11 protein-coding genes are annotated in these 12,342 nt (G+C 66.3%); all 11 read left to right on the top strand.

Annotated features, from left to right (window positions below):
* The first annotated feature begins 29 nt into the window (after window positions 1-29).
* Complete coding sequence (locus tag AD89_RS0101960; protein WP_197021701.1) at window positions 30-857, top strand: DALR anticodon-binding domain-containing protein; 828 nt, start codon at window positions 30-32, stop codon at window positions 855-857.
* A complete protein-coding gene (gene lysA, locus AD89_RS0101955; protein WP_025776928.1) occupies window positions 857-2,296 on the top strand; it encodes a diaminopimelate decarboxylase in 1,440 nt (479 codons plus the stop codon). The genes AD89_RS0101960 and lysA overlap by 1 nt, the downstream gene beginning before the upstream one ends.
* Window positions 2,297-2,330: 34 nt before the next feature.
* Window positions 2,331-3,638, top strand: coding sequence for a homoserine dehydrogenase (locus AD89_RS0101950; RefSeq protein ID WP_025776927.1), 1,308 nt, complete (start codon window positions 2,331-2,333; stop codon window positions 3,636-3,638).
* 2 nt (window positions 3,639-3,640) lie between these two features.
* Complete coding sequence (gene thrC, locus AD89_RS0101945; RefSeq protein WP_025776926.1) at window positions 3,641-4,726, top strand: threonine synthase; 1,086 nt, start codon at window positions 3,641-3,643, stop codon at window positions 4,724-4,726.
* Between the two features lie 2 nt (window positions 4,727-4,728).
* On the top strand, window positions 4,729-5,631 hold the full coding sequence (thrB, locus tag AD89_RS0101940; protein WP_051504987.1) for a homoserine kinase: 903 nt from the start codon (window positions 4,729-4,731) through the stop codon (window positions 5,629-5,631).
* A gap of 224 nt (window positions 5,632-5,855) precedes the next feature.
* A complete protein-coding gene (rho, locus tag AD89_RS0101935) occupies window positions 5,856-7,850 on the top strand; it encodes a transcription termination factor Rho (protein WP_025776924.1) in 1,995 nt (664 codons plus the stop codon).
* 1 nt (window position 7,851) lies between these two features.
* Entirely contained in the window at window positions 7,852-8,928 is a 1,077-nt protein-coding gene (prfA, locus tag AD89_RS0101930) for a peptide chain release factor 1 (protein ID WP_025776923.1), read from the top strand.
* Between the two features lies 1 nt (window position 8,929).
* Complete coding sequence (gene prmC, locus AD89_RS0101925; RefSeq protein ID WP_035319662.1) at window positions 8,930-9,856, top strand: peptide chain release factor N(5)-glutamine methyltransferase; 927 nt, start codon at window positions 8,930-8,932, stop codon at window positions 9,854-9,856.
* A 75-nt stretch (window positions 9,857-9,931) separates the two neighbouring features.
* Window positions 9,932-10,582: an L-threonylcarbamoyladenylate synthase gene (locus AD89_RS0101920; RefSeq protein WP_025776921.1), complete on the top strand. Its 651-nt coding sequence runs from the start codon at window positions 9,932-9,934 to the stop codon at window positions 10,580-10,582.
* Window positions 10,583-11,692, top strand: coding sequence for an MraY family glycosyltransferase (locus AD89_RS0101915; RefSeq protein ID WP_025776920.1), 1,110 nt, complete (start codon window positions 10,583-10,585; stop codon window positions 11,690-11,692).
* Entirely contained in the window at window positions 11,689-12,135 is a 447-nt protein-coding gene (locus tag AD89_RS0101910; RefSeq protein WP_025776919.1) for a hypothetical protein, read from the top strand. The genes AD89_RS0101915 and AD89_RS0101910 overlap by 4 nt, the downstream gene beginning before the upstream one ends.
* The last annotated feature ends 207 nt before the right edge of the window (window positions 12,136-12,342 follow it).

Raw genomic sequence — 12,342 nt, 5'->3', positions numbered from 1 at the left:
CGCAGTCCGGCCCCGAGTACTCTGTTCGAGTGACCCCGGAAGACCTGCAGACTGCACTCGCGCGCGCCTTGGCGACGGCCGACGCAGGTCTTGTGGCGCCGGGATCCGCCGCGGTCATCGACGTTCGGGCCTCGGCCCGTCCCGACCTCGGTGACTGGACGACACCCGTGGCGCTGCGCGCCGCCGCTTCAGCCGAGCTGCGAACCCGACTCGCCGCACATCTGTGCACCGAACTGCGCGCCCTGCCCGAGGTGGCGGACGCAGTCGTGTCCGGGCCCGGATTCGTCAACGTGACCCTCACCCCGGCCGCGCGTGCGCGGGTGATCTGCGACATCATCAGAGCGGGAGCACGAGCCGACACCCACAGCGGAGCGGAACAGGATGGAACGACGTTCCGCGCGCTGGTCTCCGCATCCGACCGGGAGCTGGCACCGGGTCTGCCCGCCGACGGCCGCGGCAACGATGTCGATTCGGGCGCTGTGAACGCCCTCCAGCGCGGCCACGCCGCGGCCTGCCGCGAACTGCGGCGGGCACACCGAGCGGGAATCCCGACCACGGCCAGCGACCTGGCGACGCTCGCGCAGCCGAGTGAGACCCGGATGCTCACCATCGTGGCGGGGCTGCCGTCCGCGCTGGAACGGTCGCGCCGCCTCGGCGAGTCCGAACCTCTGCTCACAGCGCTGCTCGAGCTCGGCGCAGTTGTCGAGACCTGGCTGCGTCGCTGCCCGGTCACTCCGACGGTCGATGAGAACATCACCGTCACCCATGCCTCCCGGCTCTTCGCTCTGAGAGCCGTGATCATCGTCCTCGCCGCAGGACTACGACACTTGGGCGCTTCGGCCCCGGAGAGGATCTGATGCCCGCACATATCGCAGGGACACTGCACGCGACCCCGGCCCCGGTGTGGCTGCCCTATCCCGATGACGTCAATGCGCTGCTGCCGAGTCTGTGGTCGGACAACGTCACGAAGACCGACGACGGTGTGCTCACGATCGCCGGTCATTCCGTGACGGACCTGGCCGAACGCTACGGAACCCCCACCCTCGTCATGGACGTCGCTGACTTCCGCAGCCGTGCCGAGGCCTACCTGAGCACGTTCTCCAACGCCTTCTCCGTGGAGAAGGGACTGGCCGGCGCCGATGTGTTCTACGCCGGGAAGGCATTCCTGTGCACAGCTGTGGCCCGCTGGGTGCATGAGGCCGGGCTCGGCCTCGACACCTGCTCCCTGGGCGAGATGATGATCGCCCGCGCCGCCGGTGTCCCCGGCGACCGCGTCGGGCTGCACGGAAACAGCAAATCGGCGGCGGAGCTCGAATACGCCCTCGACTACGGCGTGGCCAGGATCTTCGTCGACAGCCTCGATGAGGTCGCGCGCCTCGAATCCATCGCCGCGGCCAGAGGAACCGTCGCACCGGTCATGCTGCGGGTCACGGTCGGCGTCGAAGCGCACACCCATGATTTCATCGCCACGGCCCACGAGGACCAGAAGTTCGGGCTCTCTCTCGCCGACGGCACCGCCGCCCGGGCAGCGCGTCTGGTCGCGGAATCCGCCCACCTGCGTCTCGACGGCCTCCATTCGCATATCGGTTCGCAGATCTTCGACATCTCCGGATTCCAGGTCGCCGCCGCCCGCGTGCTCGCCTTCCGTGCCGAGATCATGGGCGAACACGGCATCGACCTGCCCGATGTCGACCTCGGCGGCGGCTTCGGCATCCGCTACACCTCGCAGGACACCCCGATCCCGGTCACGGAGATGGCCGAGGAACTCGCCTCCGTCGTGGCCAAGGAATGCCGGGGGCTGGGCACGAGCGTCCCGCGGATCTCCATCGAGCCCGGTCGGGCCATCGTCTCCCCGGCGGTGTTCACGCTCTACGAAGTCGGCACGGTCAAGCAGGTGAGCACCGACAGCGGCACTCGCACCTATGTCGCCGTCGACGGGGGCATGAGCGACAACATCCGCACCGCACTCTACGACGCGGATTACTCATGCACTCTGGCCAACCGGAACTCGAACGCCGAGCCGGCGATCGTGCGGGTCGTCGGCAAACACTGCGAATCCGGTGACATCATCGTCCGCGACGAGTACATGGGCGCTGACGTGAGCGCGGGTGACCTCGTCGCGGTGCCGACCACCGGAGCGTACTGCCGGTCGCTGGCCAACAACTACAACCACCTGCCCCGGCCGGGTGTGCTCGGCGTCGAGGCCGATAGAGTTGAGTGGATCGTGACTCCCGAGAACCACACGCAGATGTTCGCCACCGACCCGGGGATGGCCGGGGGAGGAACGTCACACTGATGAGCGTGAGAGACAAGAGCGGAAAGGTGAGGAAATGCAGGCACTGAAGGTTGCCATGCTCGGATGCGGAGTCGTCGGCACGGAGGTCGCCGCCCGGATTCAGAACCGTGCAGAGGGCCTGGCCGAACGCATCGGCGCTCCGCTGGAGTTGAGCGCCATCGTCGTCCGCGATGTCTCGAAGGCCCGCCCGGGAATCGATGAGAAGCTGCTGACGACCGACGCCGAGGCGGCCATCGCCGGGGCCGATATCGTCGTCGAGCTGATGGGCGGGATCGAACCGGCCCGCTCGCTCATCACCGCTGCTCTGCGACAGGGATCGTCGGTCGTGACCGCGAACAAGGCGCTGCTGGCCGCCAGCTACGGCGAGCTCATGTCCGCAGCCGATGCCGCCGGAGTCCGACTCGAACACGAAGCGGCGGTGGCCGGTGCGATTCCGATCATCCGGCCCGTCGGCGATTCGCTGGCCGGTGACCGGATCGAACGCATCATCGGCATCGTCAACGGCACGACGAACTTCATCCTCGACCAGATGGACTCCGAAGGCTGGGACTTCGACCACGCGCTGACCACCGCACAGGAGCTCGGATACGCCGAGGCCGATCCGACCGCCGACATCGGCGGACACGATGCTGCTGCGAAGGCTGCGATCCTGTCCTCCCTGGCCTTCCACGCCCCTGTGTCGATCGATGATGTCCACGTCGAAGGCATCGAAGGCATCACCGCCGAGATGGTCGAAACCGCCCGGGACCAGGGCTTCGTCATCAAACTCCTGGCCGTCTGCGAACGCGTCGCCTCCTCGCCGGCCGGAGCCGGTCTCTCTGCACGCGTGTACCCGGCACTGCTCGACCGGGGCCACGCCCTGGCATCCGTGCGCGGTGCGTTCAACGCCGTGTTCATCGAAGCAGAAGCCGCCGGCGAGCTGATGTTCTACGGACAGGGAGCCGGCGGAGCACCGACGGCATCGGCAGTGCTCGGAGATCTCGTGTCAGTGGCCAGACGCAAGGTGCTCGGCGGACGCGGACAGTACGAACGTCCCTTCCACGACGACTACCCGATCCTGCCGATCTCGGCGATCACGACCCGATACCACATCACTCTCGACGTGGTCGATCGGCCCGGCGTCCTCGCCGCGGTCTCCGAGGTATTCGCCGACGAAGGGGCATCCATCGAACTCATGCGACAGACGATCGGTGACATCGACGACGACGGCATCCAGCACGCGAAGCTCGTGCTCGCCACCCATTCGAACACCGACTCGACTCTGCAGAAGACGGTCGATCGACTCATCGATCTGCCTGTCGTCCACACCGTCAAATCCGTGATCCGCGTAGAAGGACAGTGACCATGAACTACCCCAGACACCAGTGGCAGGGCGTCGTCGAGGAGTACCGCAGCCTCCTCAACATCTGCGACGACACTCCTGCAGTCACCCTCGGTGAAGGCGGGACCCCGCTGATCCGGGCGGAGAAGCTCAGCGCGCGCACCGGTGCCCAGGTGTGGGTGAAGTACGAAGGCCTCAACCCGACCGCGTCCTTCAAGGACCGCGGCATGACGATGGCGATCACGAAGGCCGTCTCCCACGGCGCCAAGGCCGTCATCTGCGCCTCGACGGGCAACACCTCGGCCTCGGCCGCGGCCTATGCCACGAAGGCCGGACTCACCTGTGCCGTGCTCGTGCCCACCGGCAAGATCGCGCCTGGGAAGATGAGCCAGGCCATCGCGCACGGGGCGACTCTGCTCGAAGTCGACGGAAACTTCGACGACTGTCTGACGCTGTGCCGCAAGCTCTCCGAGTCCTATCCTGTCCACCTCGTCAACTCGGTCAACCCGGATCGCATCGAAGGTCAGAAGACCGCGGCCTTCGAAGTCGTCGATGTCCTCGGCGACGCCCCCGACATCCATGTTCTGCCCGTCGGCAACGCCGGCAACATCACGGCGTACTGGAAGGGCTACAACGAATACCGCGAACACGGGATCTCCACGCAGCTGCCGCAGATGTGGGGCTTCCAGGCCGCCGGCGCCGCACCGCTGGTCCTCGGGCATCCGGTCGACGAACCCGACACGGTGGCGACCGCCATCCGGATCGGGAACCCCGCGAGTTGGACGCAGGCCGAAACGGCGCGTGACGACTCGGGCGGTCGCATCGATTCGGTCACTGACGACGAGATCCTCGCCGCCCACAAGTTCCTCTCGCGTGAAGAGGGCATCTTCGTCGAACCCGGTTCGGCCGCCTCGGTGGCGGGTCTGCTGAAGATGGCCGACGCGGGCGATGTCCCTGCCGGTGCGACGATCGCGGTGACCGTGACCGGTCACGGTCTCAAGGATCCCAGCTGGGCCCTGCACACCGCAGACGGATCCGATATCGAGACCCAGCGGGTCTCCGTCGACGCCGTCAGCGCCGCTCGCGCGCTGGGACTCGAGGACAGCTGAGCGTGCGCGTGAGACTCGAGGTCCCGGCCACCTCGGCGAATCTGGGACCCGGCTACGACTCGTACGGGCTGGCGCTCGACATCGTCGACACCCTCACTCTCACCGTCGCAGACGCAGCGGTCGACCCTGACCGCTGCGTCGAGGTGACGGGGGAGGGCGCCGAGGTGCTGTCACGCGACCGTTCGCACCTGATCATGCGGATCATCGGGGAGGTGCTCGAGGCGGAGTTCCCCGACGTCGCGGCCGATCTGAGTCCTCGGCTGTCGCTCGAGTGCGTCAACCGGATCCCGCATTCGCGCGGGATGGGCTCTTCGGCGGCCGCGGTCGTGGCGGGGATCGGCCTCGCCGCGGAGCTCGGAGCCTGGTCGACCGGAGAGGAGATGAGTCGAGATCGGATCCTCGAGATCGCCACCGCGATCGAGGGCCATCCGGACAATGCCGCGCCCGCGATCTACGGGGGTCTCACCGTCTCCCTGTCTGCGCCGGTCCAGTCATGGCAGGTGCCCGTGCGCACGCTCGAGCACGTCACCGTGCTCGTTCCCTCCGTCCGCCTCGACACCGAGGTCGCCCGCGGCCTCATTCCCGCAGGTATCGACCATGCGATCGCGGCGGACAACTCGGCTCGGGCGGGCCTGCTCGTGCACGGACTGAGCAACGACGCGCAGGTGCTCTTCGAAGCCACTCGTGATCGGCTCCATCAGGAGTTCCGCCGCAGCGCCTATCCGGAGTCGATGGAACTCGTCGACGCGCTGCGTGCCGAGGGGTTCCCTGCTGTCATCTCCGGAGCCGGACCGACGGTGCTCGTCCTCGCCGAGGCGGTGCCCGACACCCTCGTGCCGGCCGGCATCGTCGCTCATCGGACTGCGATTGACCTCGGCGGTTATCGGGTGAGCCGAGAAAATTGAGGAAACGATTCGCCAGATCGTCTCCGAACAAGTAGACTGTGGGTGTTCCGACAGGGCACGGCTTCCCGCTGTTCTTCACAGACCCGTCGCCGATGTCATACATTCTGGAACATCTCCTGCTCATTCTTTAGCAGGTTTTCTTTCACAACGCACCGTCAAAGGTGTTTCCGTCGCCGTGAGCAAACGGCACATGCCGCACGGCCGAAAGAGGGAGAAGGACCTTCGTGTCTGAAACCACCACTCAGGATTCCACCCCGCGCACAGGCAGCCTCACAGCGCTGCGGCTGCCTCAGCTCCAGGAAATGGCTGCCGGGCTGGGAATCAAGGGTTACCGTCGCCTTCGCAAGAGCGAACTGATCGACGCCATCAACAGCCACTCGGGCGGATCCGCTGAGACGAAGTCCGCCCCCGCCGAGAAGAAGTCCTCCGGCGAGCCCGCTGCGAAGGCCGAGAAGCCGGCGGAGAAGCGGGACGAGAAGAAGCAGGACTCGACGAACCGCCGTTCCTCGCGTCGTTCCTCCGCTGCCGCCTCCGAGGATGCTCCGGCGCTCATCGTCGAACCGCACTCCGACGATTCCTCGGCGAATGAGTCCGGTGCACAGCAGTCCGGGGAAGCATCCGCCGATGAGTCGAACGGCGACCAGGATCGCCAGCGCTCCCGCCGCAGCCGCTCGCGTTCTCGGGGCTCGGAGTCCCAGAACGCGGAGTCCCGGAACGAGGACCGTGATGGCAGCGGCGAAGAATCCTCCGACCGCAACGGCGGCCAGGATCGTTCCGACCGTGACCAACGCGGAGGACGCGACAACGACCGTCGCAGCAAGAACAACGACCGTTCCGACGACAACCGAGGCGGCAACGAGCGCAACGGCCGTGGCAACAACGACCGGAACGGCGGAAACGATCGCGGGAACCGCAACGACCGCGGCGGAAACAACGACCGCAACGATCGTCGCAACCGCAGCAACGACGATGACGACCGCGGCGGCAACCGTCGCGGACGGGGTCGGGACCGGAAGCGTCGCGGCCGCGGCAACGACGAGCCGGAGATCCGCAACGACGATGTGCTCATTCCCGTCGGCGGCATCCTCGACGTCCACGACAACTACGCCTTCCTCCGCACCTCCGGCTACCTGCCGGGGCCGAACGACGTCTATCTCTCGGCATCCATGGTGCGCAAGAACGGCCTGCGCAAGGGCGACGCCGTCGCCGGCGCGATCCGTCAGCCGCGTGAGAACGAACAGCGGGGCAACAAGCGCGAGAAGTTCGATGCTCTCGTCCGCCTCGACTCCGTCAACGGACTCACCGTCGACGATGCGCGCAGCCGTGTCGAGTTCTCAAAGCTGACTCCGCTCTACCCGCAGGAACGACTGCGTCTCGAGACCACCTCGAAGCTGCACTCGACCCGCCTCATCGATCTCATCACCCCCATCGGCAAGGGACAGCGCGGACTCATCGTCGCGCCCCCGAAGGCGGGCAAGACGACGATCATGCAGCAGATCGCGAATGCGATCACCGAGAACAATCCCGAAGCGCATCTCATGGTCGTCCTCGTCGACGAACGTCCCGAGGAAGTCACGGACATGCAGCGCGCGGTCAAGGGCGAAGTCATCGCCTCGACCTTCGATCGTCCGGCCGACGACCACACCACGATCGCCGAGCTCGCCATCGAACGCGCCAAGCGTCTCGTCGAGATGGGCTCCGACGTGGTCGTGCTGCTCGACAACATCACTCGCCTGGGTCGTGCCTACAACATCGCGCAGCCGGCATCCGGCCGGATCCTCTCCGGCGGTGTCGACGCCAATGCGCTCTACCCGCCGAAGAAGTTCTTCGGTGCGGCACGCAACATCGAAGGCGGCGGCTCGCTGACCATCCTGGCCACAGCCCTCGTCGAGACCGGTTCGAAGATGGACGAAGTCATCTTCGAGGAGTTCAAGGGCACCGGCAATATGGAGCTGCGTCTGAGCCGACAGCTCGCCGACAAGCGCATCTTCCCGGCCATCGACGTCAACTCCTCAAGCACCCGTCGCGAAGAGATGCTCATGACCAATGAAGAGACGAAGGTCATGTGGCAGCTGCGCCGACTGCTCTCGGGACTCGAGCAGCAGCAGGCCGTCGAACTGCTCATGTCGAAGCTCAAGGAGACCGGCTCGAACGTCGAGTTCCTCATGCAGGTCCAGAAGACGACCCCGCTGCCGAAGTCGTCGACCGACAACAGCTGAGATGGTCGACGACACCCTCACGGCCAGCGTCAGTGCACTGCTCGATGAGCATGCGCGGGTGCAGGAGGAACTCTCCGACCCCGCGGTCCACGCTGACGCCGGCCGGGCCAAGAAGCTGACCCGGCGGTACGCGGAACTCGACAAGGTCGCCGCGGCCGCCCGGCACTTCGCCCAACTCGAAGCCGATCACGCCGCCGCGGTGGAACTGGCCGCGGACGACGCCGACTTCGCCTCCGAGGCCAAGCGGCTGGCGGCAGAGATGGACACGGCCGAGGGTGAGCTCAAGGATCTCCTGGTTCCCAGCGACCCGGACGACTCCCGGGACGCGATCATCGAGATCAAAGCCGGCGAAGGCGGGGACGAATCCGCACTGTTCGCCGGCGATCTGCTGCGGATGTATCAGCGGTGGATCGACTCGCGGGGCTGGTCGAGCCAGATTCTCGACGCCACGCATTCGGATCTGGGCGGATACAAAGACGTCAGCATGGCCGTCAAGGCGAAGAACGACGGTGCCTACGGCTGGGTGAAGTTCGAAGGCGGAGTGCACCGGGTCCAAAGGGTCCCGGTCACAGAGTCGCAGGGGCGCATCCACACCTCAGCCGCCGGCGTGCTCGTCTTCCCCGAAGTCGACGAGCCCGAAGAGGTGCAGCTGGACGAACACGATCTGCGCATCGACGTCTACCGCTCATCCGGCCCCGGCGGCCAGTCCGTGAACACCACCGATTCCGCTGTGCGCATCACACACCTGCCGACCGGAATCACCGCAAGCTGCCAGAACGAGAAGTCGCAGCTGCAGAACAAAGAGGCAGCGATGCGCATGCTTCGCGCCCGGATCCTGGCCAAGCAGGCCGAAGAGGCCGCGGCGGAGGCCGCGGATATCCGTCGGTCTCAGGTCCGCACCGTCGACCGCTCCGAACGCATCCGCACCTATAACTTCCCGGAGAACCGGATCACCGATCACCGCACAGGATACAAGGCCTACAACCTCGATCAGGTGCTGACAGGCGACCTCGATCCCGTCATCGGGTCCTGCCGCGACGCCGACAAGGCCGCTCGCCTCGACGCGCTGGGGGACTGACCTGGACACCGACAGCCCGAGGCTCGTCTCCGCTCTCCTGCGCGGGGCCGCCACACTCTTCACCGAGGCGGGAATCGCGAGTCCCGAAGCCGATGCGCTCGAGCTGCTCGCCCACGCCTGGGAGATCGACCGGGCAGCGCTGAACCGCCATCGCCTCTTCGACGACCCGGTGCCGGAACCCGTGAGTGCACGATTCGCCGAACTCTGTGACCGGCGCCGGCAGCGGACACCGCTGCAGCACCTCACCGGCATCGCCTACTTCCGTCACCTGCAGCTGCAGGTCGGTCCCGGAGTCTTCGTCCCCCGCCCGGAGACCGAACTCCTCGTCGGCGGTGTCCTCGCCGAACTGGCCGAACTCTCCACCACCGACTCTCCGACCGGGACCGACGAGGTTCGACGCCCAATCGTCATCGACCTCTGCTCCGGGTCGGGTGCGATCTCACTGTCCGTGGCCACCGAATTCGATGGCGTCGATGTCCTCGGCGTCGAACGCGAACCCGCCGCGCTCGACTGGTCGCTTAAGAACCTCGCGCACAGCCGCCTCGGCGATTCGAACGTCGAGTTCATCGGCGCAGATGCGACGACGATCACCGATGCGCGACCAAATCTGCGCGGGCGAGCCGACATCGTGGTGACGAACCCACCCTATGTGCCTGATGCCGCGGTGCCGCGGGACCCGGAGGTGGCCGATCATGACCCGGCGGCCGCGCTCTTCGGCGGAGACACGGGGCTGGAGATACCGGGGCTCATCATCCGCGAGGCCGAGCAGCTGCTGCGACCCGGGGGGCTCTTCCTCATAGAACACAGCGAAGAACAGGGCGTCGGGGCACGGGACCTGCTGGAGGCCACGGCCAGTCTGAGACATGCCGCCACCTTCCAGGACTACACTGGACGCGACCGCTATACCGTGGCGCGCCGCGAGGCCTAGGCACCAGCGGGGACGATTCCGCTCCGCGCCCGGCCCTGCACCGCGACCACACCGAACATTCGAAACGGAGAACTCGTGTCGAGACGATTCGACGTCAGCCAAGCCGAAATCCGTGAGCTCGTCTTCGACGAGTGCGCGCGAGTCGTCGACACGGGCAACCTGCTCGTCATTCCCACCGATACCGTCTACGGGATCGCCGCCGATGCCTTCAGCGCTGCGGCCGTCGCGGCACTGCTCGCGGCCAAGGGCCGCGGCCGCGACATGCCGCCTCCGGTTCTCGTCCCACGCGCGGAGACCATCTTCGGTCTCGTCGACGGGGTCGATGAGACCGTGCTGGCGCTGACGGCGAAGTTCTGGCCCGGACCGCTGACGATCATCGCCAACGCCCAGCCCTCCCTCGATTGGGACCTCGGCGACACCCACGGAACCGTGGCCGTGCGCATGCCCGACGACGAGTCGGCACTGGCACTGCTCGCCCGCACCGGGCCCCTGGCCGTGTCGAGTGCGAATATCTCCGGACAGCCCGCCGCCCAGACCGCCGACGAAGCGCAGGAGATGCTCGGCGACGACATCGACATCTATGTCGACGGGGGAGTGCGAGGATCGGGGATGTCATCGACCATCATCGACCTCAGCGGAGACGTGCCCCGCATCCTGCGCCGCGGCCCGATCACCGCCGAGGAGCTGCGCGAGATCGTCCCCGGCCTCATCGACCTGGACGGCTGAGTGCGCGCCTACCTCTTCATCCTCATCGTCTCCGCCCTCGTGGCGTACCTGCTGACTCCCATGGTCAAGCGGGTGGCCGAACGAGGCAAGATCTTCTCACCGCTGCGTGCCCGCGACGTCCATTCCGTCCCGACGCCGAGGCTCGGCGGAGTGGCCATGTTCGGCGGACTGCTGGCCGGTCTCATCTTCGCCTCCCAGATGCCCTTCCTCAATCGGATCTTCGTCGAACCGGAACCGATCGTCGGCATCGCCGGAGCCGCCGCACTGCTGTGTCTGCTCGGAGTCATCGACGACATCTGGGACCTGCATTGGATGGCGAAGCTCGCCGGCCAGGCACTCGCCGCAGGCTTCATGGCGATCAAAGGCGTGGCGCTGCTGTCCATTCCCTTCGGCGGAGTCATCATCGGCTCGCCGCGGATGTCGATCATCGTCACGGTCCTCGTCGTCCTCGTGACCATCAACGCGGTGAACTTCGTCGATGGTCTCGACGGCCTCGCCGCAGGAGTCGTCGCCATCGGCGGCAGCGCCTTCTTCATCTACTCCTATTGGTTGGCGCGTGACGCCTCACCGGAGTCGTATGCGAACCTCGCCTCGCTCATCATCGCGATCCTCGTCGGCGCCTGCCTCGGCTTCCTGCCGCACAACTTCAACCCGGCCAGGATCTTCATGGGCGACTCCGGATCGATGCTCATCGGCCTGCTGCTGGCCGCCTCGACGATCAGAGTCACCGGCCAGGTCGACCCGGCACTGATCGGGCAGGAGCGAGCATTCGCCACCTTCATGCCGATCATCCTGCCGATCGCTGTGATGTTCCTGCCGCTGCTCGACCTCGGGCTCGCCGTGGTGCGTCGCCTGCGAGCCGGACAGTCTCCGTTCTCCGCCGATGCCAAACACCTCCACCACCGGATGCTGCGTCTGGGACACTCCCATGCGCGTGCGGTGCTCATCCTCTACACCTGGACCGCGCTCATCGCCTTCGGATCGGTGCTGCTCCTCTTCAAGGGCTGGCTGTTCTCGGTGTGTGTCATCGGCGCGCTGGTGGCCGTCACCCTCATCTTCACCTTCTATCCCCTTCGCATGCGTCAGAAAGCCAGAGAGGAAATCTCGTGACCGACCCGACACCCCGCCGAGAGACCGAAGTCGAAGCAGCCTGGACGCGTGTGTGGAGGACGCTGCTCATCCGCGGCATCCTCCTCGTCCTCGTCGTCGCGGTCCTCGGCATGGGCCTCGGCTGGTTGGTCTCGGGGACGACGGGTTTCGTCGGCGGGGCGGTCGGCGGGGGGCTGGCCGCGGTCTTCATCATCATCACTCTCGTCGTCATGTACGTGGGGCGGAACATGGGACTGACCGCGATCGCCGGGTTCCTCGGCATCGGGTTCCTGTTCAAAGCCTTCATCTTCATGATCGTCATCTGGCGTATCAAGGATGCGACCTGGCTCGACGGCACGGTCGCCTTCTTCACGATCGTCGTCGCGGTGATCGGCTCCTCGCTCGTCGAGGCGATCACCGTGGTCAGAGGGCGCGTTCCCTATGTCGATCCGGAAGCGAAATAGGCGCTGCGGGCTCCGTCTCCCCGCGGATCGCAGACACGTCCCGAGGTGGGTTCAGAGTCCAATGACGTGTCGTATAAAATCGTTGACAGAAATTGCACAGAGAAGCCTGATGAATTTGTCGGTCACTCTCTACAATTGGTAGAGTAGTCCCGGTGCTTGGGCGGATCTTCGCCCTTTGTCGCTCCTGAACCTCATGCCTCGCTTTCA

It is taken from the genome of Brevibacterium sp. VCM10 (assembly GCF_000583215.1).
In the GTDB taxonomy this organism is placed as follows: Bacteria; Actinomycetota; Actinomycetes; order Actinomycetales; family Brevibacteriaceae; genus Brevibacterium; species Brevibacterium linens.
Note: the sequence above shows the minus strand (reverse complement) of the source record. Positions and strands in the feature narration are given on the sequence as shown.

Excerpts from the sequence above, each read along its gene's own strand:
- lysA (WP_025776928.1), top strand. The coding sequence starts at position 857 with ATGCCCGCACATATCGCAGGGACACTGCACGCGACCCCGGCCCCGGTG.
- AD89_RS0101950 (WP_025776927.1), top strand. The coding sequence starts at position 2,331 with ATGCAGGCACTGAAGGTTGCCATGCTCGGATGCGGAGTCGTCGGCACG.
- thrC (WP_025776926.1), top strand. The coding sequence starts at position 3,641 with ATGAACTACCCCAGACACCAGTGGCAGGGCGTCGTCGAGGAGTACCGC.
- prfA (WP_025776923.1), top strand. The coding sequence starts at position 7,852 with ATGGTCGACGACACCCTCACGGCCAGCGTCAGTGCACTGCTCGATGAG.